Raw genomic sequence first — 22,202 nt, 5'->3', positions numbered from 1 at the left:
ATGCTATCTTCTAGCTACTGCCATTATTTATGCCTTTATTTAGACGCTCTCTATCTAGATACTGTTTATATAGATGCCTTTTATTTGGATGCTTTCTATATAGAAATATTAGCTGGCAAATTTTTCTATCTTGCTTCCTACAAAATTTTCGAATGCTGATCGATACTATCAATGATCGTCTCGGTCTGTTTCTAGGTATCAGTTTCTAGATAAATGCTCTCTGGTGTTGTTTTGCGGATGACGATATGTCGTCTCTGTCTTACAACAGTTCTTTTCTATTATCATCGTTGTATTGCTATGTCCACCTCCTCCCATCTACCGTCACCGCGTTTTACATTTTGGCTAGTCCTATGTGCCATGGTCTTGCTGGCGACCAATATGCGCGCGCCTATTGTTGCACTCGGCGCTATCGCTCCTGTGGTACAAGAGGCATTAGATATCTCCGAGTTTCAGATTGGCTGGCTAGGCGCTGTCCCTATGCTGAGTTTCGCCGTTGGGGCACTGATCTCGCCAGCAATTGCTAAACGCTTCGGGCTTGAGAATACGCTGATTGCGATGATTGGGCTACTGACCACAGGTATGATGATTCGTACCGTTATCCCAACATGGACAGGATTTTTGGTAGGTACGTTGTTACTAACACTAGCTATTGGCTTTGCCAACACGCTGGCCGCGCCTGTCATTAAGCAACGTACGCCTAAGCATATCCCGCTGATTACAGGTTTGTTCAGTTTAACCATGACCGTGACCGCGGGAATAGTCTCAGGGGTAGTTCTGCCTTTATCTGAGCGAGTAGGCTGGCAATGGGCGCTAGGCGGTTGGACGATTTTAGGGGTTTTTGCCTTATTGATTTGGCTGCTTTTGCGTGTGCATCTTGGCTCATCAAACCATCAACCCATAGTCTCGACAGACCCAGACGCCTCTGATATTTCGATGTGGCGCACGGCCTTTGCGTGGCAGATTGCTGTTTTTATGGGGTTACAATCATTATTGTTTTACACCGTTGCCAGTTTTTTGCCGTCTATTTGGGTCAGTAAAGGATTATCTGCGGTGAGCGCTGGACAAATGGGTTCTGTGTTTCAGTTTATGGCGCCCATCTCTATTTTGAGTCTCACTTGGCTAATCAATCGCGGTCGTCCTATTCAGGCGCTCGCTGTGTTTGCCGCGGTGCTCAATGTCATTGGGGTGCTGGGCGTCAGCTATCTATCCACTGAGCTAGCATGGCTCTGGTCAGCCCTGATGGGGATTGGGTGCTCAGCGATTTTTACCTTGAGTATGATGCTGTTCTCCCTACGAACCTATACCACCAATCAATCAAGTGAGCTGTCTGGTATGGCGCAAGCCGTCGGTTATTTGATTGCATTTTTTGGCCCGCTAGGCACAGGTTGGCTCCATGAAGCGACTGGTAGCTGGAGTGTACCTCTTTTTATTATGCTGATACTGATGATTGCAAACGTGGTGATTGCGTGGCTTGTGAGTCGTCCAGTGATGGTCGATGGCAAATATATTTGATTATAAAATTTTAAATACTCTAAATAGCACTCTCTACAAGTCTTTGATTTCTAAAGCGCAATAAACCTGTCTCTAAATTAACCTTAGGGCAATATTGGTTGCTGTCTTATTTTGCTACACTGGTTCGATTGCTTATAGGACACAACTCCCATGATGAACTCCCCCTTACGTTTCTTGCCTGCTATCGTCACGCTCGCGGCTGTCATGGCTATCAGTGGCTGTCAGAAAGAAACGGAAACTACTGAATCTACCAACACCACTGAAACACAGAGTACGAGTACTGAAACGACTAATAGTCAAGCCAATACGACGTCTGTAGACACTAATGCCGACGTATCCACCGATATCCAAGTCAACGACGCGCCCCTGACTATTTTGGCGCTTGGTGATTCGTTGACAGAGGGTCTTGGGGTGGATAAAGATGACAACTACCCTGCGCAGTTAGAAGATCGTCTGCAAGCCATGGGGTATAAGAATACCGAGGTCATCAATTCAGGACTGAGTGGTGAAACCAGTACTGGACTGGTCAATCGTCTTGACTGGGTGCTACAAACCAAACCTGATGTGACGATTTTGACCATTGGTGCAAACGATGCCATACGCGGTATCGATGTAGCAACGATTGAAGCGAATATTCGCACGGCAGTTAAACGTCTACAAGACAACGGCAGTGTCGTCGTCTTGGGCGGGATGTCAATCTATGACAACTTAGGCGATGACTATGTTGCTGCATTCTCAGATATCTATCCTCGCGTAGCAAAAGACATGAACGTCACCCTTATTCCGTTTTTCTTAGAAGGTGTAGGCGGTGACCGCGCGCTCAACCAAGCGGATGCGATTCATCCAACTAAAGAGGGCTACACTATCATCGTTAATGACAATATCTTGCCTGTCTTAGAGCCCACGCTAAAAGGGCTAACAACAACTGATAGTATCAACGCAACTGAAACCGCTCAGAACGACATGACCGACAAAAAGACAAACGAGACCACTTAACGAGACACTGTAATGACATCACCTTCGACTGCCACATCAACACCGCCAGTAGATACTAAAAAAGCCGCCCTACTCACCGCCTCCCAGTTAAACAAAACCGTGCAAGTCGGCGAGCAAAGCCTGTCTATCATCAAAGACGTCGATATCCACGTCAACGCTGGCGAGTTTGTAGTCATCATGGGCAAATCAGGCTCAGGCAAATCGACCTTGCTAGGACTACTTGCCGCATTGGACTACCCCGATAGCGGCATGGTGTCGCTGGCAAATCAAACGCTCAGCAGTTTGGACGAAGACGCGCTTGCCGTTATCCGCCAACAGGATATGGGCTTTGTCTTTCAGTCATTTCATCTACTGCCCACACTGACCGTCGCCGAAAACATCGCCTTCCCATTAGATATTGCACGGCGCTCAAACCCAGCGCGGGTGGACGAGCTGATTGACGCGGTCGACTTAGGTCATCGCCGTCACAGCTTACCCAATCAGTTATCAGGTGGTGAGCAGCAGCGTACAGCGGTGGCAAGGGCATTGGTGTCGCACCCAAAGATTGTGTTTGCCGATGAGCCGACAGGGAATCTCGATGAGCAAAATGCCGATCAGGTCATGCAGCTATTATTGGATTTGCGCCAGCAGGTTGGCTCGGCATTGGTCGTGGTGACTCACGATCCTGCGCTTGCCGAGATGGCGGATCGCGTCATTACCATGCATGATGGGCGGATTGTAACCTAATGAATCAACGCACAGACAACCAATCAACTGATGTTAAAAATACTGATACTAGTATGCTCAATCAACTGTTTACCAAGACGCTAGGCTCGCAAGCACTCAGCCGTAGCTGGTGGCAACGCTGGGTCTATCCAGTATTGTTTTTGCTGACGCTCACCCTATCGCTTGCCACCTATCTGACCCTTGACTCGGTGCAGCAATCTGTTGATCGCTATATCAATGACAATCAGCGTGCACTCGTTGGCGGCGATTTGATTTTGAACGGCAAGCAGGATTGGTCAAGCGACGTATTGACACAAGTAGACACAATCCCTGACACGCAGGTCGTATACGATTATCAGTTTAGCGCTATGCTGGTCACGGACGAGCAAACCTTGCTTGCCCGCGTCAAAGCGGTCTCACCGTCCTACCCTTTATACGGCGACGTTGAACTGGCCTCAGGACAGCCGCTATGGGAGCAACTGACCGCTGACGATGTGGTCGTTGCCCCAGAAGTGCTGAGCAGCCTAAACGCCAGTGTCGGCGACCGTATTGCTATTGGTGATGCGCAGTTTACCATCAGTGATGTGCTGACCAAAGAACCTGACCGACCTTTGACCGCGTTTGGTTTTGGCGGACGGGTGTTAATGAAACAAGATGCCTTGGCAGCGACCAACCTACTCGGTCAACGTAGCCGCGTCAATTACCGTATTGAGATAGCAGGTGATCCTGAGCTGATCACCACGCAACGTGATGCGTTCACAGATATCCTCACCAATTATCCTGATATCGAGCTGTCTGATGCCGAGTCGGCAGACACCTCTGTGTCCCGTATCTCTGATAATGTATTGATGTTCTTAAAACTACTGGTCATTGCGGTATTGCTGCTCTCGGCGGTCGCCATGTACGGCATCATTAGCGCCTTTGTCAGCAAGCAGCAGTCCAATAATGCCATTCGTTTGGCGTTAGGTGAGCCACTTGGCTCACTTAAGCGCAGCTATTATCAACTGCTTATCGTTACCACCGCCATTGCTTGTGTTGCCGCAATTGTACTGAGTTTAGGTTTGCTTAAAATTGGTCAGCCGTACCTCGTGGCTATCTTGCCTGCTGATGTTGGTCTCGCTATTAACCCAATCAGTGCGATCAAGACCGTCTTGATTGCCTTAGCCCTAACCCTACTGATAGCTCAGCGTGGTTTAAGTACGCTAAATACCACCAAACCTGCGACTCTACTCAATCAAGGGGCGAGCACACAGGCGCAAAATCTGCCGTGGTATCGACGCACGCCGTTGCTGTGGTATGGCATCGTGCTGGTAGGGCTGTATGCCTTCTTTGCTTATGAAGTGGGCTCACTGTCATTAGGCGCACAGTTACTGGGCGGCTTGATTGGCTTTGTGGCGATATTTTGGTTATTGGCGCGTGGGTGGCTATGGCTACTTAATAAGTTGGCGAGCAATACTAAGGTCAGTTGGATGCAGCGTATCGCCATCCATAACCTTGCGCGTAAAGGCAACCAATCAGCGTTGTTCTTTGTCACCTTATCGCTATCGGTGGCGGTGCTGACGCTTATCACGACGCTCAATCACAGTATCAATGCGCAGTTTATCAATGCTTATCCTGAAGACGCGCCCAATCTGTTTTTGCTCGATGTGCAGAGCGATCAGCATGACGATATTGATGCAATCATTGAGGCACCTGTCACTTATTATCCCGTCATTCGTGCCCGTGTGGAAACAGCAAATGATGTGGCGGCAAAAGATATCGAGTCTGCTGATGGGTTTGATGATCCTACGCGTGTCTTTAATTTGAGCTACGCAGATACGGTCATGGATACTGAGTACATCACTGAATCGCTCACAGATGATGCGCTATATACGCCTATCGATGCGACAGACGAACAAATCAAGCCTTTGTCTATCTTGGACACTGCCGCGGGTATGCTCAATGTCGGTATGGGCGATCAAGTACGTTTTAACATTCAAGGTATCGAAATCATTGGGCAAATCACCAGTATTCGCACGCGCTATGAGCGTGGCCCAAGCCCGTATTTCTATTTCTTATTTGAGCCGTCCGTGCTGTCCGCTGCCCCGCAGATTCAGTTTGCCACTGCCCACGTGTCAGAGAGTGCCATTCCAGAACTACAAGGCAAACTGGTACGTGAGTTCCCTGCTGTCACTACCATTGATGGGACTGCTATTGCGAAGCAAATCCAAGAGCTGGTGGTACAAATGAGCCGTTTGGTCTATGTGTTTACCTTGCTTGCCCTACTCACTGGCGTCATGGTACTGATCAGCTCGCTACTGTCTACCTCACAAGATCGTATGAAGGACAGCGCGTCGTTTAGACTGCTTGGTATGCAAAAGCGCGATCTGTATATGCTCAATATCCTAGAGCTGGGTGTGCTTGGTATTAGCGCGGCGACCTTTGCCGTGGTCATCGCCAGCGTTGGCGCATGGGCTGCTATCACGCAATGGTTCAATCTACAGTTTAGTGTGCCGTGGACGAGCTTGGCGATTGGCGGTGCGGCGTTAGTCGTCTTGCTGTTTGCTATTGCTATTATTTATGTGAGATTGGTAATTGGGCGCGGTATTATGGCAAGGGTACGGGCGATGATTTAGGAAATATGCTTTGAACTCAAATGATCTAATAGTGAGTACTTTTTTGATAGGGATTATTCGACTTTTACGCCTTGGTGAAATTAGCATCGACCAAGCTCATTTTTTGATTTTCAGCTCTGGTGGATTATCGAGAATTGAAGGTAATGATGACTTGAAAGGGTTAGCGCCTATTATCACTCAGGCGCTAGAACTCGAAGATATACTGTCTATATTAGGTATCGAAAAGTATCAGCAGGAACTGACCAAGTTGGAACAGCGCTTGGTCAGTCGTTTAAGCATTACTGATGATTATGATAGTTTGTATGAGGTATCGAAAGTAATAACTTTTCTAGGGATTAATGACAATTATATTTAAGTAAACCTTAATTTGAAATCGGTTCTTATTAATAAATCTAATTTTTTAGCATTATTCGTAAGCAATGTATCAATATAGCTCTATAGTATTTTCTTCAAAACTTACAATTCAACTGGCTGATTCCAACAACCACTACTTTGACAATTGAAAAATAAAATTTCGATATTAGGTCTAATATTGTCATATATCATCTGCGAAACTCTATTACAGTACGCTTGATCATTACCATATACAGATACAGCTACTCTTCTAACACCTGACTGCTTTATCCGCTTCAATATATGGACATCATGTTCCCCAATTCCCCAACCAAATATTGTTAAATTATCTCCGATTTCAGGAATCACTTCAGAATAAACAGTGTTTAAGTAAGGGCTACTTTGAATTGCTGCCAACTTTTGATTAGAAGTACCTTCACTGACAAATAAGGGAATAAAATTTCCTGATTTCCAAGAATCTAAAATTGAGCATAGCAAATCTTTTCCTGACCTAGCTTGTAGCTTAAACTCTTCATTAATAATATTTCGAGCTAGAGCTAAGCTACCATGAGGATAAAATACCAACGTAACCCTCCTATCATGATATCCAATACTCTTTCGAAACTTAAACCATTCGGAATCAAATTGGTTGTTAATCATACAGTCTTTGAAGTAATGTCCATTTCGCTCTCTATTTGAATACATTATGATCCAATATAGTGTTAAATCATAATTTAGAGACAATATAGTGTTAAATGAACGCAAAAACTTTGATATGTTTTGGAATTGTTGCTCGACGATAGAGTATTCAGGATGAATACTTCTAACAGTTTTAATCAAACAGTCTCTGACGTGTTCGTAAGCATCTTTTGTTACATGATCAGTTATGTCTAATGCTACATTCACACTATTCGCTTGCCACACTAGACGTAATATGAGTTCAAAATCACTAGTCTGAAAGTATTTGAACAAACGTTGTACTTGAACAGTTAATAATCCATTTTCGATAGCATGTTCTCTTATAGATGTGTAAGCGAAGCAACTATCTATACTAATTGAAGCTCCGTTTCCCAGCAATATACTTCCTGAATGTTCTGAAGAAATATCTGACCAGTTATAAATTTCGTGAGGCATCATATCTCCTTTATATTTATTGTAATAAGCATACTACATACTTTGAATTAGTTACCCTTACATCCTCTCCACCTTTTGCTATACTAGCCCCACCTTATCCACCGCACAACTTCTTATACGCATGGTAGCCTTATGAAATTCTCAAAGTTCGGTCAAAAATTTACCCAGCCTACTGGCATCTCACAATTGATGGATGATCTGGGCGACGCGCTAAAAAGCGATCAGCCAGTCAACATGCTGGGCGGTGGTAACCCTGCCAAAATTGATGCCGTCAATGAGCTGTTTTTGGAGACCTATAAGGCGCTTGGTGTTGATAACGACGCAGGCGTACCCAATAGTAGCGCGATTATCAGCATGGCGAACTACTCCAATCCGCAAGGCGATGCCGCTTTTATCGATGCCTTGGTTGGCTTTTTTAACCGTCATTATGACTGGAATCTCACGGCGGACAACATTGCCCTGACCAATGGCTCACAAAATGCGTTTTTCTATCTGTTTAACCTGTTTGGCGGTGCTTTCACTGATGAGCAGAGCGAGTCTGTCGACAAGTCCATTCTACTGCCATTGACTCCTGAGTATATCGGCTATAGTGATGTGCATGTCGAAGGTCAGCATTTCACTGCCGTATTGCCGCATATCGATGAAGTAACGCATGATGGCGAGGAAGGCTTCTTTAAATATCGTGTCGATTTTGAGGCGTTAGAAAACTTGCCCGCGCTAAAAGAAGGTCGTATCGGGGCGATTTGCTGCTCACGCCCGACCAATCCGACTGGTAACGTGCTGACTGATGACGAAATGGCGCATCTCGCCGAGATTGCCAAGCGCTATGACATTCCACTGATCATCGATAACGCTTACGGTATGCCTTTCCCAAATATCATCTACTCTGATGTCAATTTAAATTGGGATAATAATACGATTCTGTGCTTTAGCCTATCGAAGATTGGTTTGCCCGGTATGCGTACGGGTATTATCGTCGCCGATGCGGAAGTGATTGAAGCGGTGAGCGCGATGAATGCGGTGGTCAATCTAGCACCGACACGCTTTGGTGCAGCGATAGCCACGCCATTGGTCGAAAACGACCGTATCAAGCAGTTATCTGATAATGAGATTAAGCCGTTTTATCACAAGCAAGCGACACTCGCGATAAAGCTGTTAAAAGCAGAATTAGGCGATTATCCGCTGATGATTCATAAGCCTGAAGGGGCGATATTCTTTTGGTTATGGTTTAAAGACTTGCCGATTACTACGCTTGAGCTATACGAGCGTCTTAAAGAAAAAGGCACCTTAATTGTACCAAGCGAGTATTTCTTCCCCGGTGTTGACGTGACCGATTATCAGCATGCCCACGAGTGTATCCGTATGAGTATCGCTGCTGATGAGCAAACACTGACGGATGGTATTAGAGTGATTGGTGAAGTCGTACGTGAGCTGTATGATGAGAAGTAGGTTAGCTTCATAATATGACTTTACGTGAGGCCTCTATGCGTTACGAATTTGAAAATTTGAAAATCAGTAGAGAAAAAAGATACTCGTTAGGTAGAGAAACCACTACCAATAAATATTACTTATCTTGTCCAGTTAGCCCGCCAAATCATAGTTATGTTGAGTATGAAGAATATTATGAAATTTCTTTTGAACAGCTCAATGAATTTTTAGAAAACGAAGATTCATTAATAGAATTTTTGGATCAATGTAGAAGAAGAGAAATGGATGATTTATTTCTTTTTTATCCGATAGCTCCTATTCGAGGTTATCCAAATTAGATTACTCGCTTGAAACAAAAAACGGACTCATTAATAGTCCGTTTTTTTATGCTCTGAAATGATCTATTTTATTTTAGGTGAACGGTTTGCCACCCTTTTAGCTAAGCGCTTTTAGTAATTCATTAGCGCTTAGTTTACCAAACTCATTGGCAGCTAATGGTCCATCTCCTGAGATCAGTTTTCTATCTTGATGAGTGCTACCGGTGGCCAGTTTATTGCTAATAGTGACGCCTAGATCTGCAAGCTTTTCACCAAAGTACCATGGCATCGTACCAGGCAGATAGCCAATTTTTGGCATTTGCTTATCCATACCAGTGGGGAACGCTACCATCTCATAACCTTTAAAGATAAAGTCGCGCTCGGACTTATCATCTGCCTTATCAGAACCGTTTAGATTGGCGGACAATAAAGCGGCAGGTCCATGGCAAATCGCTAAGGTAAATAAGTCATTTTCATGGCCCCAGCGTAGTAATTCGCCAAGGTTCTTGTCCTCAGGCAAGTCTAGCATCGCGCCATGACCACCTGGAATAAAAATCGCTGCATAGTCGTCGCTATCGGTCATGTCATTTCTGACAAAGTCAGCGATACTGTTCGGACTCTCAAGCTTTGACTGATACTCAGCGTATAATTGTTTAACGTCGTCATCGTCTTCTGGCATCGCCCATTGCTCAACTTTGACAGACGCTCCTGTTGGCGTAAAAACGTCCACGTCAAAACCCGCTTTTTTAAAATGCAATAAGGGCACCATCATCTCAACAGGGTGATTGCCAGTATCAAATTTTTTACCATTTTCCATAGTCATGTATTGCTGCTCGGTACAGACCATGAGGATTTTTTTATTGCCCGTATACGGCGTGTCATACTCTGTATTGTCATAATTAGTTTTACTTGGGGCCGCCAACTTCAAAGATGACTTGGAAGGAATATATACCCCCGCTTCGGTTTCTTGTGCTTGCAACCCTAACGTTTCTTTTGCATTGTCTAGTATTTTTTGGATATTCATAGTGCTTCCTAGTTATTATTAATTATGGAGGATCGATACCGAGTCAGGCGATATCTAAAGGCAGTATCTAAAGGCAGTATCTAAAGGCAGTATCTAAAGGCAGTATCTAAAGGCAGTATCTAAAGGCAGTATCTAAAGGCAGTATCTAAAGGCAGTATCTAAAGGCAGTATCTAAAGGCAGTATCTAAAGGCAGTATCTAAAGGCAGTATCTAAAGACAATATGCTTAAGATATACGCCGATACCGCTACCCTTTTATCTTAAGATAACAAACTGAAAAAGGGTTAAATAGACAAGACTTTTTATATTTCGTAAGCTTTGTAAAGAGAGCGTGTTTGATCTGTCAAATCACAACCGCTGCAATAGCGACCGATTTAGGTAAAAGCTATTTTAGAAGTCATTTGTGTGATGTTCTTATAGGAGTACTGCTCTTGACGAACAAGTGCAAAAGCATGGTATCAAAGCGATTGGCGGAAGTGTTTCGTGAGCTTTATAATTAAGCACAAAGCAAATAGTCGTAAGTTCAAACGAACAAATAAAAACGGACTGATTAATAGTCCGTTTTTTTGTGGCGTTTGGTTATTGAAGTAGATTTATTGGTTGGGTGAAAGACCGTCGTCCATTTATTGAGCGCAAAGAGCACATAGGGTAGCAAACACGTATTCATTAGATCGTGCAGGCTGGCCTTTATATCCACCATTTCTAAAGCTAGGAGCCCTTTGGGTATGATAATATGGCGATTGTCCAAGTATTCACCAGATAACGCCACGCCAGTCACAACAATTAAAGCGATAAATGCCCTGATATTTTGGCTTTTGATGATAGGACGCAGCACGAATAAGCAAAGTAGATAGACACCAATACCGACATAGATATGTAAAGCATCTTTGGCAAGACCCGTAATCTCAACCATATTGAGTTTAAAATCGGTAAATTCCAATAGAGTATTCCAAATATAAGCGAGCAAGAAGTAATTGAGCGTATCACCAAACAATAATAACTGAGAATCAACAACTAAGAATGAAAATAATAGAGAACAAAAAAGGTAGATTATACAATTGATAATCTACCCTTTGCTAAATTAAATATTCAATTTATATTTATATTTATCGTTTATCTATATATTCCACTCTACAAAATTCTTGAGCAGTTGCAAGCCTGCAGTATGGCTTTTTTCTGGATGGAACTGGGTGGCGAATAGATTGTCTTTGATGACACTGGCACAGAACGGTTGACCATAGTCACATACCGCTGCGACTTGCGCACTATCAGCAGGCTCGCAGTAATAGCTATGTACAAAATAAAAATGCGCGTTGTCCTCGATACCGTGCCACAGCGGATGATCGGCATCCATCTCATTGATGGTATTCCAGCCCATATGCGGTACTTTTATCGTAGCGCCTTGCTGGTCAGTCCACGTCGGATCGAATGCTTCTACCGTGCCGTTTAAGATGCCAAGGCAATCTGTGCCACCATTCTCAGCGGATTGCTCAAACAACGCCTGCATACCCACACAGATGGCCATGACGGGCTTGTTGAACACCGCTTGGCGTATGACATCATCGATGCCTGCATCGTGCATACCAGCGATACAATCACGCATGGCACCGACCCCAGGAAAGACGATCTTGTCTGCTGCCGCCACAATTTTTGGGTCATTGGTGATAGAGACGTCTGCACCAACGACTGACAACGCTTTGCCAGCTGAGTGCAAATTACCCATACCATAATCTAATAATGCTACTTTAGTCACTTTAGCCATTAAAACGCCTCTTTGGTCGATGGCAAGGTGTTCAATGCACGCTCATCATATTCACAGGCCATACGTAGCGCACGCGCAAAGGCCTTGAAGGTTGATTCGATCTGATGATGGCTGTTTTTACCTTTAAGATTGTCCAAATGCACGGTCATCCATGAGTGATTGACGAATCCATAGAAGAACTCACTGAACAGATCAACGTCGAAGCGGCCAACGTACGAGCGGGTGAATGGAATATCCATGTGTAGCCCTGGACGACCTGATAGATCAACCACCGCGCGGGTCAGCGCTTCGTCTAGCGGCGCGTAGAAATGCCCATAACGACGGATGCCTTTTTTGTCGCCCAATGCTTTGTTAAATGCTTGACCCAGCGTAATACCCGTATCTTCGACGCTATGATGGTCATCGATAAAGGTGTCGCCAACACATTTGATGTCCAAGTCAAACAAGCCGTGACGCTTGATTTGATCAATCATATGATCCAAAAATGGTACACCCGTGTCTACCACACCTTTACCAGTGCCATCGAGGTTGACGGTACAGGTGATTTGCGTTTCGGCGGTGATGCGCTCGACAGTCGCAATACGCTCAGGGCGACCATGTAGATTTAGGTTTGTTGTTTGATTTTGCTCAGTTGCATTGGCTGTCATGGCTACTCTCTATCGGTTCTTTATCAGTGAAAAGCGGTCAATAAGTAGGGCAAAAAATACCCATTACTTTATATTATGTTTTCTGCTAGCACTCTAATCAGCACTAGCGTTACAAGTATTAAAAAATGATATATACAAAAGATATCAATATATTAGGGTTTATACGTACTTAATATTATGTAGCCTCATCATAGCAAACCCTAACATTTACTGCCACGCTCAAGGGCCAAACCATGCACAAAATCACCTCATTCTGCTAAAATAGTGTGTTGAGTATTATCAATCATGACTTGCACCAACTTTTAGATACTCTATTCTGTAGCCTACTCTTTATAACGTTGTGCCGTGTTATGACTTTGTGCTGTCCCGTACTATACCCTTATACTATAAAAACCCTCTATTTATAGGAACCACTATGCCTTTAGAAGCGATCGCCATCAATAGTTTGGATGCACCACTCATCAAAAAACCATCTCGCGACAATGAGCTAGCAGAGCGTTTGCAGGCATTGTACGATAGCGATGATACGCAGCCTAATGGTACTGAGGTGTTAAATATCGTTGAGCAAGGGTTTAAACGCGGACAGACCCTATATGTCGGTATGTTCAATGACAAACCTATCGCTGCGGTTGGGTGTTTTGATGATGGACAGACCGATGCCAAACGTTTGCAGTATCTCACCGTGCATCCGGAGAATCGCAAACGCGCCATCGATGCCAAATTTATTAAATTGGTCTATGATGCGGAGGTCAAAAAAGGCGTCCGTGAGTTTGTACCTGCTGATACTGATATTCACCGTATTATGAGCGAGTATGAACTGCTGCGCGTAAAAGACTAAACCGAGCGCTAAAACGGTTAATTTTGTCCATATCTGATTATTTATCGTCTTTTATTAGATATAATTCGAAAATAGCTTGACAGCGACGCGTATATTTAGTTTAATAGCGACCTCAACGAAGACGGCTCGATAGCTCAGTCGGTAGAGCAACGGATTGAAAATCCGTGTGTCGGCAGTTCGAACCTGCCTCGAGCCACCATTCGTTAATAGAATTCTAAAAAGCCCCGAACAGCGATGTTCGGGGCTTTTTTTATGCCTGTTATTTATGCTCGTCGCACACCGTCACTATTGCATAACATTTCTATCCTGTTTTCTAAACAGCTTGGCTCAGTATACTCAATAACCATATGTGAGTAGAGACCAATTATAATAAAGAACAAGGGTAGCCATTATGAGAGAATTTGATTACGACTTAGATTACAAAAACTTAGATTTGCGTGCGCAGCCTGAGTTGTATCGTGTAGGCCGCGGTGAGCAAGGAGTATTACTCGTAGAACCTTATAAGTCTGAAATCCTACCGCACTGGCGCTTTGCCACGCCTGATATCGCCACCGAGAGTAGTGAGACGATTTATCAGATGTTTTTGGACTACTTGGCCGACGATGATTTTGTTGGTGCGGATATGGCACGTAAGTTTATACAAATGGGCTATACCCGCGCTCGTCGCTATGCCAATCATAAAGGCGGCAAAAAGTATAAAGGCGCGGTCCCTGATGATAAAAAAGGTCAAAGCGGTGCTCATGGTCGCGAAGAGTTGCCAAGGCAAATCGAGGATCCTATCAAAGCAGAGTCTGCGCGAATTTTTAAGGTCAAATGGGACGAGTGCCGAGAGAATAAAGATTATCTAAGAATGAAAAAAGAGCATCGCGAACGCTACAAAGAGGTCGAGTAACCACAAGAGCAAACGCAAACCCATTAACCAATAGGCAAAGCAATGAGTAAAAAAGAAATGAACAATAACGACAAGCAGCTTTTGATCTTTGATTTTGATGGCACACTCATTGATAGCGTGCCAGACTTGGCCGATGCGACCAACGCTATGCTGACCACCCTTGGTAAGGAAACCTACCCTATCGAAACCATACGCAATTGGATAGGCAATGGTTCACGGTTGCTGGTAGAGCGCGCGCTGGTGGGTAAAGTAGAGGTGACAGACAGCGAGTTAACGGTTGAGGAAGCCGATCACGCAGAACGCGTATTTCTTGATGCGTATAACAAGCTAAGCGGTAGCAAAACTGTCGCCTATCCAGATGTGGACGAAGGACTCAAAAAACTCCATGGCGCTGGCTATACGCTTGCCTTGGTGACTAACAAACCCATTCGTTTTGTCCCAAAAATACTACAGTCATTTGGCTGGCAGGATTTGTTCAGTGAAGTGATGGGCGGTGATAGTTTACCTGTCAAAAAACCAGACCCAGCGCCCCTACTACACGTCTGCAAAAGTCTTGATATTGATGCTGCTCAAGCAATAATGATTGGCGACTCTAGAAACGATATGTTGGCTGGACAAAACGCCAATATGGATACGCTTGGACTGTCTTATGGCTATAACTACGGACAAGATATTCGTGAGCTAAACCCGACCGCAGCATTTGATAATTTTGCCGACTTGGTTACTTGGATTATGGCAGATAGCATTTAATCTACAATAATATCTGTCCAGTGCTCAGAAGGGCTTGCCAAAAAATTTGCTAAAACAAAGGTTACGCTTTGCTGCGATAGCTCAGTGCCTCAGACACATGGGCGCTATTAATATCAGTACTATTGGCCAGATCAGCGATGGTGCGAGCAACTCGCAGTACCCGATGATAACCACGAGCAGAGAGGTTCAAACGCTGCTGGGCAAGCTGCAATAGTTGCTTTTCACTATCACCCAGCTCAATGTACTGATCGATCTCACTAGGGCTCAGCTCGTTATTGACTTTTTGTTGCCGTTTTAACTGCTGCTGATGCGCAGTCGCTACTCGAGTACGCACTTGTTTAGACGTCTCACCTGCCTGCGTGTTTTGTAAGTCAGCAATAGGCAGCGCTGGTACGGTGATATGCAGATCAATACGATCTAATAGCGGCCCTGATAATTTGTCTTGGTAGCGTTTTATTTGCTCAGGTCGACAACGACAACGCCCTGAGGTATCACCATCATAACCGCACGGGCAAGGGTTCATAGCAGCGACCAGCTGAAAGTTCGCCGGAAAGGTCATTTGAGAATTGGCACGGCTAATGGTAATTTGCTTGGCCTCTAACGGCTGACGCAGCACCTCAAGTACGCTGCGATCGAACTCTGGTAACTCATCGAGAAACAAAACGCCCTTGTTCGCCAAAGTAATCTCGCCCGGCTTGGGTCGTGAGCCACCACCAACCAATGCGACGGCCGATATCGTATGATGAACCTGCCTGAACGGCCTTGTCCCATAGTCATAATCGCTGTCTGCCACTGAGTACGTACTGGCAACTTCTAGCGCATCTTCATCGCTCAGATCAGGCAGTATCGTCGGCAACCGTGATGCCATAAGCGTCTTCCCCGAACCTGGCGGTCCAGTAAACAACAACGAATGACCACCAGCTGCTGCAATCTCTAGCGCGCGTCTGGCATGATGCTGTCCCTTAACATCCGCTAAATCTACTTGATACCCGACATGCTGCGGTGCTGGACGGGGCTGCACTACTTCCAAGCAGTCATAAGTTCTGCTTGGGTCAGTCAGTGATTGCAGATGGTCGCAAACTGCCTTTAGACTCTGCGCGGCCAGTATCGTCACGCCATCGACGCGACTGGCCTCACCCCCATTATCAACTGGTACGATAAGTTGCGGTGTCTGCGATAGTTTTGATGCTAGCCCTTCCGCTTTGATCGCGCGAGCAACTGCCAAACTGCCAGTGACCTGCCGCAGTTCACCGTTAAGTGCCAGCTCTCCTATAAACTCAAACTTCGATAGCACCTCTGGCTCAAGCTGTCCGCTTGCCGCCAATATACCTATGGCTATTGGCAAATCTAAACGTGCACCATCTTTAGGTAGATCAGCCGGAGCTAAATTAATCGTGAGACGCCGATTGGGAAACTGAAACCCTGAATTAAGAATAGCAGAGCGCACTCTGTCTTTGCTCTCGCGTACAGCTGCTTCAGGCAGACCGACGATGGTCAACGCAGGTAACCCTTGCGACAGATGAACTTCAATGATGACTTTGGGAGCATGCAAACCGACGACTGAGCGGGTATAGACTTGAGCAAACGACATCAGTGTTTTCCTAATATTAGGGGGTAATTGATGATAGAGTATTATTTATCAGTGCGCAAATGTCGTGTTTTATCACTGGTATAGTGAGTAAATAGTATTATATGATGAGCAAATGTTCTTTTAATTTTGATCCTACTGGCTAAAGACTGAGGCGTGTTTGATACCACTCTTGTTTGCTGCTCAGCAAACATCAAGTCACTACTAGTGTTCAAAATCAATCAGAGCATTGGCAATAAAAGGATTTTATTGTCTATATAAAGCGGCTTCTTGCTATCCGCTTTATACACACCAACTAACCATGGATGGATAAGCTTATGAGCATCGATATGCTTCCTCAGCGTGTGCCTAGGCTCGCGCTACTCACAGTGGCTGTTTCTGTAGGACTGTCTGGTTGTTTCACAGATGGCGATGACGATCCCTTTGATTCTGAGACTACCTACGCTGCAGATATTCAGCGCACTGAATTTGGCATTCCGCATATTACGGCACAGGATTATAAAGGGCTCGGTTACGGCGTAGGTTACGCTTTTGCGGAGGACAACATCTGTTCACTAGCACGTGAGGTCGTCGTAGCCAGCGGACAGAGCATGCGCTACCTCGGTGACGACGGTGACGTAGACAGCGACGTTTTTTATACTTGGTATAACTCTCCAGAGAGACGCGCTAGTTTCTTGGCCGCTCAGGATCCCGAGACTATTGATGCTGTCACAGGTTACGCTGCTGGCTATAGCCGGTATCTACGTGATACAGGGGTTGATAACATCAATCCTGACTGCGCTGGCGCCGAATGGGTACGTGAGATTACGATTGATGATTTGCTGACTGTCTACGGCAAAGCAAACTTGCGCGGCGGCTTGTCTAACTTTGTCAGATCTATCGTCGCAGCAGCACCGCCTGATCAAGATATGACTATGGACAGCAGTAGAATGCGTACTGTCAGCCCAGAGCCAGTAGCTGATTTCGATAATTCAACAATCAATGCGATGAAAGGTGGTAGCAACGCCTACGCATTTGGCAGCGAGGTAACCGGTACTGATAGCGGTATCTTGTACGGCAACCCACATGAGCCATGGGAGGGCGTACAGCGCTTCTATGAGTTTCATTTGACCTTGCCAGGTGAGCTCGATGTGATGGGCGCCGCTCAACAAGGCCAGCCCTTTATCAATATCGGTTTTAATAAAGATGTGGCATGGAGTCATACGGTCTCTACCGCCAAACGCTTTACCCTTTATCAGCTTAGCTTGGTAAATGGTGACCCTATGAAATACAATTATCAAAATAGTGACGGTGTGTTTGAGCAGCGTGATATCGAAGAAGTCGAGGTAACGATTCAGTTGCCAGATGGCGGGGAGCGCGTTGAGTCTTTATATCTATCTCAATATGGGCCAATGTTGAATGTAAAAGCACTAAACGATCAGCTGCCTAACTGGGGTGATAACAATCTCGCTTATACCATTCGTGATGCGGCATCTGAAAATCCGCGTGCCCTCAATCAATGGCGTAGTATGAATAAAGCCACGAGCGTCGAAGACCTAGTCGATAGAATGCAAGATACCCTTGGTCTTGGGTTCGTTAACACCATTGCCACTGATCGCTACGGCAAGGCCTTGTACGCCGATATTTCAACCGTACCGCATGTCACCAAAGATAAGCTTGAAGCTTGTAGTGCCAATGCTGGTCCATTCCTTGGCGCGTTGATTGCAGCAGACTTGCCAGCACTCAATGGTGCTAGCGCTGCCTGTGAATGGGGCAATGATGCTGACTCGCCGCAAGCAGGTATTTTTGGACGCTCAAACCTGCCGTTTTTGATTCGTGATGATTACGTCGCCAACTCAAACGACAGTTACTGGTTGAGCAATCCACAGCAGCCACTGACTGGGTTCTCACCGCTCCTACGTCGTCGTCTAACGCCATTCTTAGGACCCAATGCAGTAGAAGGCGTACCGTTACTGATGCGTTCGCGTATGGGACTGACACAGATCTCAGATCGACTGAGCAATGCAGACCAACTTGGTGGCACCACCTTTAATCTGGATAATATGCAAGACGTGGTCTATGGCAACCGCAGCTATGTTGCTGAGCTCGTACTCGATGATGTATTGGCAGACTGTACAACAAACCCTATGATGCCACTGACTAGCGGTGGTACTATCGATGCCACTCAAGCTTGTAATATTCTGAGCAATTGGGATCGCCGTAACAACCTAGATAGCAAAGGTGCTCATGTATTCAGAGAGTTTTGGCGCAGCGTCGACTTTACTGAAACTACAGATGATGCCTTCAATGTGAAGTTCGATATCAATGACCCTGTCAATACACCACGTGACCTGATTATCAATGATAATACGCGTCAAGCACTGGGAGATGCCATTAGCTACTTCAATGGTAAACGTATCGCCCTTGATGCCTCTTTGGCAGACTTACAGTACGTCATCGACGCAGGTAGTAATAACGAAAAAATCTCTATGCATGGCGGACTTGGACGCGAAGGTATCTTCAATGTCGCTCAAGGCCCAGGACTCAATGAAGATGGTACTTATAAGCCAATTACCAACGGTCCTACCTATATGCAGACCGTAACTTTTGATAGCAACGGTCCTGTCGTAGAAGCGTTACTGGCGTATTCACAAGCCTCAGACAGTACGCGCCCCTATCACCGTGATCAGACACGCCGTTACTCAGCCAAAGACTGGATACGCCTGCCTTTTAGTAAAACCGAAGTCAATGACCAAGCGGTTGGTGGTACCATTCAACTGAGAGAGTAGCATTGGCAAAATGAAGTAGATAAGTAAAGCAGAAATATAAAAACCTCAGCCCAGTGCTGGGGTTTTTTTATCCAAAGTGCTGGGGTTTTCTGTGTCAAAGTAACCGCTGTATTTTAATAGCTGAGCACACTGACCAACCACCCCACTGGCAATAAGGATTTGTTATACTAGCCATCATAAATTCGGTGATGAATACAGCTACCAATAACCTGCTCAAATATTCTTATCAGCTTTCTAAAAATAAGGCTAGCATTCACTTACTGAACGACTAACCATATAAGAATCCGTATGTTCGGCGTTAAAACGAGGAATATCGCATGACAGACTACTCAGAACAACACACTCAACAGCCTTACAACCGTGCGGACGACTCGCCCACCACGGTGCGCCCTGTTATGCAACCAGACAACCCTTATGCCAGCACCCGCGGTAGCATCACCAGTAAGCAATTACCACCGTTCGATGAGACCGTCATCAACAAGTATAATCGTTCAGGCCCACGTTATACTTCATACCCAACGGCGTTAGAGTTCACGCCGATACCGGACAGACTCGAGACGACTGCTCTTGAGACAAAAATTCTTCAAAATCGTGAGTCGCGCGCGCCACTATCTTTGTATTTTCATATTCCGTTTTGTCGTCACCTTTGCTATTACTGTGCCTGCAATAAAATCATTACCAAAAAAAACAGCGACTCTGGTGACTATCTACAATACCTGATCGCTGAGATTGCTTTGAAACGTCGTTTGTTATCTGCGCCAGATGGCAGCGAAAAACCACTGGTCAAGCAGCTCCATCTAGGCGGTGGTACACCAACGTTTTTGCGTGATGAGGAAATAGTAAAACTGTGGGCGTTCTTGAACACTCAGTTTGAGTTTTTACCTGAAGATGAAGGTGATTACTCTATCGAGATTGATCCACGTGAACTGGGTGACAATACCCTACAAATGCTGCGCAACCTGGGTTTCAATCGTATCAGCTTGGGTGTACAGGATTTGGATGAAACGGTACAAATCGCCGTCAATCGCGTGCACTCAGCAGAAATGATTGAAAATGTGTTAAATGAAGCGCGTAAGCTTGGTTTTGGCTCTATTAATATTGACCTCATTTACGGTTTACCGCATCAAACGCCTGATACTTTGGGCAACACTGTACAGCGTATTATCGAGATGTCACCAGATCGTCTGTCAGTCTTTAACTATGCGCATCTACCTGAGCGCTTTAAAGCTCAGCGTCAGATCAAAGATGATGACCTACCAACTCCAGCTAACAAACTTGCCATGCTCGGCAATACTGTCAATACACTGACCGAAGCTGGCTATCAATACATTGGCATCGATCACTTTGCCAAGCCTGATGACGAGCTGGCTGTTGCCCAGCGCCAAGGTAAATTACATCGCAATTTTCAAGGCTATACCATCATGGGCGACTGTGATTTATTGGGCTTTGGTGTCTCATCTATCAGTCAGATTGCCAATAGCAACACCCGCTATATATTGCAAAACGATACCGATCTACACTCCTATCAAGCTAGAATAGACAAGGCGAAGTCTAACCCTCTTGTTATGCCTGCTGTAAAATATATCAAGACATCTATCAGAGATCGATTGCGTGAATATGTCATTATGAACCTGCTCTGTCATGACTATCTCGACTTTAAAGATGTGAATCAAAAGTTTGGTATCGATGCCATTACTTACTTTATTGATGAGATTCAACAATTAGGGACGATGCAAAATGACAGACTAATCGATATGGATGCAGCAGGTATTCGTGTCCTACCAAGAGGACGCCTGCTTGGTCGCAATGTCGCCATGGTGTTTGATGAGTACTTGAAAGATAAACACAAAGGTCACTTCTCAAAAGTGATCTGAGCTTACGACTCAAAAACCAATTATCAGTCATAAAAAAAGACCTCATATGAGGTCTTTTTTTATGACTGGCTAACTACACTTTCTACACTTTTAATTTATCACCGACCATACCTTTTACAGTGCTCAAGATATCTGCTGGTAGTACCACCATTTTTGAGTTATCAGACTCTGCCAGTTGGCGAATAGACTTGATGTACTGCTCACCAAGTAAGTAGACAATCGGCATCTCTTCATCACCCATCGCCGCTGTGATAAGACGGATCGACTCTTCTGAACCTCTGGCCAGTACCACTTGCGCTTCAGCATCGCGACGTGACGCTTCAAGACGCCCATCTGCTTCCAATATAGCCGCTTGTTTTTGGCCGTCAGCACGGGTGACTGTCGCTCGGCGTAAACGCTCTGCTGCTGCCTGCTCTTCCATAGAGGCTTGCATGGTTTGCGAGGGGTTAATGTCTTGAATTTCTACGGTTTTGAGCGTAATACCCCAATCAGCGATGTCTTCTGAAATCGCTTGTTTGAGTAATGTCTTGATCTCATCACGACTCGATAAGGCATTATCAAGGTCCATCTCACCAATGATTGAGCGCAATGATGTCTGTACTAGATTACGGATACCATGCTCATAATCTTCGATACCATAGACGGCTTTGTCTGGGCGTAGGATATTGATATAAGCGACCGCATTAGCGATGATGACCACATTATCGCGGGTAATAACCTCTTGCGATGGGATATCTAGTACGATGTCTTTGGTAGTAACTTTATAGGCGATTCTATCCACAAAGGGAATAATAAGGCTAAAGCCAGGCTCTAAGGTCTGCTGATATTTACCCAGCCGCTGCACGACCCACTTGTACCCCTGCGGGACAATACAGACACTCTTAAAGACAGTAAAAACCACCAAGGCTGCTAATACCAACATCACGATACCGCCGCCATTTAAAATACTTAAGATGCTACTCATACGATTCTCCTTGATCCTCGCCTTGTTTGCCAGCGACGTGATTTATGTCCTTTTTA

19 protein-coding genes and 1 tRNA gene are annotated in these 22,202 nt (G+C 45.2%); 13 read left to right on the top strand and 7 right to left on the bottom strand.

The features are described 5' to 3' along the window. Positions 1–297 precede the first annotated feature (297 nt). From AC5JPO_RS09005 to AC5JPO_RS08985, 5 genes are all read left to right on the top strand, one after another. Positions 298–1,512: an MFS transporter gene (locus AC5JPO_RS09005; protein WP_493853912.1), complete on the top strand. Its 1,215-nt coding sequence runs from the start codon at positions 298–300 to the stop codon at positions 1,510–1,512. Between the two features lie 150 nt (positions 1,513–1,662). Beyond that, positions 1,663–2,508 carry an arylesterase gene (locus AC5JPO_RS09000; protein ID WP_493853911.1) on the top strand — a complete coding sequence of 282 codons (846 nt, stop codon included), beginning with the start codon at positions 1,663–1,665 and terminating at the stop codon, positions 2,506–2,508. Positions 2,509–2,520: 12 nt separating this feature from the next. Beyond that, positions 2,521–3,234, top strand: coding sequence for an ABC transporter ATP-binding protein (locus AC5JPO_RS08995; RefSeq protein WP_493853910.1), 714 nt, complete (start codon positions 2,521–2,523; stop codon positions 3,232–3,234). After that, entirely contained in the window at positions 3,234–5,828 is a 2,595-nt protein-coding gene (locus AC5JPO_RS08990; protein WP_493853909.1) for an ABC transporter permease, read from the top strand. Before AC5JPO_RS08995 ends, AC5JPO_RS08990 begins: the two co-directional genes overlap by 1 nt. 10 nt (positions 5,829–5,838) lie before the next feature. Next, positions 5,839–6,183 (top strand): DUF3969 family protein, encoded by a 345-nt coding sequence (locus AC5JPO_RS08985; RefSeq protein WP_493853908.1) that lies wholly within the window; start codon positions 5,839–5,841, stop codon positions 6,181–6,183. Between the two features lie 101 nt (positions 6,184–6,284). Here the strand turns inward: AC5JPO_RS08985 and AC5JPO_RS08980 are convergent, their stop codons facing one another. Then, a complete protein-coding gene (locus AC5JPO_RS08980) occupies positions 6,285–7,295 on the bottom strand; it encodes a DUF4917 family protein (protein ID WP_493853907.1) in 1,011 nt (336 codons plus the stop codon). A gap of 132 nt (positions 7,296–7,427) precedes the next feature. Here AC5JPO_RS08980 and AC5JPO_RS08975 point away from each other — a divergent pair, with 132 nt between their 5' ends. Together AC5JPO_RS08975 and AC5JPO_RS08970 are read left to right on the top strand one after the other, a co-directional pair. Further along, a complete protein-coding gene (locus tag AC5JPO_RS08975; protein WP_493853906.1) occupies positions 7,428–8,744 on the top strand; it encodes a valine--pyruvate transaminase in 1,317 nt (438 codons plus the stop codon). 14 nt (positions 8,745–8,758) lie between these two features. Further along, entirely contained in the window at positions 8,759–9,061 is a 303-nt protein-coding gene (locus AC5JPO_RS08970; RefSeq protein ID WP_493853905.1) for a hypothetical protein, read from the top strand. Positions 9,062–9,158: 97 nt separating this feature from the next. Here AC5JPO_RS08970 and AC5JPO_RS08965 read toward each other — a convergent pair whose 3' ends face one another. From AC5JPO_RS08965 to hisB, 4 genes are all read right to left on the bottom strand, one after another. After that, positions 9,159–10,064, bottom strand: a complete 906-nt coding sequence (locus AC5JPO_RS08965) for a DJ-1/PfpI family protein (protein ID WP_493853904.1) — start codon at positions 10,062–10,064, stop codon at positions 9,159–9,161. Positions 10,065–10,613: 549 nt separating this feature from the next. Then, entirely contained in the window at positions 10,614–11,003 is a 390-nt protein-coding gene (locus AC5JPO_RS08960; protein WP_493853903.1) for a hypothetical protein, read from the bottom strand. A 177-nt stretch (positions 11,004–11,180) separates the two neighbouring features. Continuing rightward, positions 11,181–11,825, bottom strand: a complete 645-nt coding sequence (gene hisH / locus AC5JPO_RS08955; protein WP_493853902.1) for an imidazole glycerol phosphate synthase subunit HisH — start codon at positions 11,823–11,825, stop codon at positions 11,181–11,183. Then, positions 11,825–12,472, bottom strand: a complete 648-nt coding sequence (hisB, locus tag AC5JPO_RS08950; protein WP_493853901.1) for an imidazoleglycerol-phosphate dehydratase HisB — start codon at positions 12,470–12,472, stop codon at positions 11,825–11,827. Before hisB ends, hisH begins: the two co-directional genes overlap by 1 nt. A gap of 415 nt (positions 12,473–12,887) precedes the next feature. Here hisB and AC5JPO_RS08945 point away from each other — a divergent pair, with 415 nt between their 5' ends. The 4 genes from AC5JPO_RS08945 (at position 12,888) to AC5JPO_RS08930 (ending at position 14,952) form a co-directional block, all read left to right on the top strand. After that, positions 12,888–13,310 (top strand): hypothetical protein, encoded by a 423-nt coding sequence (locus AC5JPO_RS08945; protein ID WP_319050843.1) that lies wholly within the window; start codon positions 12,888–12,890, stop codon positions 13,308–13,310. 123 nt (positions 13,311–13,433) lie between these two features. After that, positions 13,434–13,509: transfer RNA gene (locus tag AC5JPO_RS08940), tRNA-Phe, on the top strand. A gap of 192 nt (positions 13,510–13,701) precedes the next feature. After that, a complete protein-coding gene (locus AC5JPO_RS08935) occupies positions 13,702–14,202 on the top strand; it encodes a DUF4385 domain-containing protein (RefSeq protein ID WP_493853900.1) in 501 nt (166 codons plus the stop codon). Positions 14,203–14,244: 42 nt separating this feature from the next. After that, positions 14,245–14,952 carry a phosphoglycolate phosphatase gene (locus tag AC5JPO_RS08930; RefSeq protein WP_493853899.1) on the top strand — a complete coding sequence of 236 codons (708 nt, stop codon included), beginning with the start codon at positions 14,245–14,247 and terminating at the stop codon, positions 14,950–14,952. Between the two features lie 61 nt (positions 14,953–15,013). On the opposite strand, the gene AC5JPO_RS08925 is transcribed toward AC5JPO_RS08930, so the two are convergent. Next, positions 15,014–16,543 carry a YifB family Mg chelatase-like AAA ATPase gene (locus tag AC5JPO_RS08925; RefSeq protein ID WP_493853898.1) on the bottom strand — a complete coding sequence of 510 codons (1,530 nt, stop codon included), beginning with the start codon at positions 16,541–16,543 and terminating at the stop codon, positions 15,014–15,016. Between the two features lie 314 nt (positions 16,544–16,857). On the opposite strand from AC5JPO_RS08925, the gene AC5JPO_RS08920 reads away from it, so the two are divergent. Both AC5JPO_RS08920 and hemN read left to right on the top strand, forming a co-directional pair. Further along, positions 16,858–19,308 (top strand): penicillin acylase family protein, encoded by a 2,451-nt coding sequence (locus AC5JPO_RS08920; protein ID WP_493853897.1) that lies wholly within the window; start codon positions 16,858–16,860, stop codon positions 19,306–19,308. A 395-nt stretch (positions 19,309–19,703) separates the two neighbouring features. Continuing rightward, on the top strand, positions 19,704–21,182 hold the full coding sequence (gene hemN / locus AC5JPO_RS08915) for an oxygen-independent coproporphyrinogen III oxidase (protein WP_493854031.1): 1,479 nt from the start codon (positions 19,704–19,706) through the stop codon (positions 21,180–21,182). Positions 21,183–21,264: 82 nt separating this feature from the next. Here the strand turns inward: hemN and AC5JPO_RS08910 are convergent, their stop codons facing one another. Then, positions 21,265–22,146 carry an SPFH domain-containing protein gene (locus AC5JPO_RS08910; RefSeq protein ID WP_493853896.1) on the bottom strand — a complete coding sequence of 294 codons (882 nt, stop codon included), beginning with the start codon at positions 22,144–22,146 and terminating at the stop codon, positions 21,265–21,267. Positions 22,147–22,202: the final 56 nt, after the last annotated feature.

The organism is Psychrobacter sp. H25 (assembly GCF_059076335.1).
This window is presented reverse-complemented; position numbering and strand designations above follow the sequence as displayed.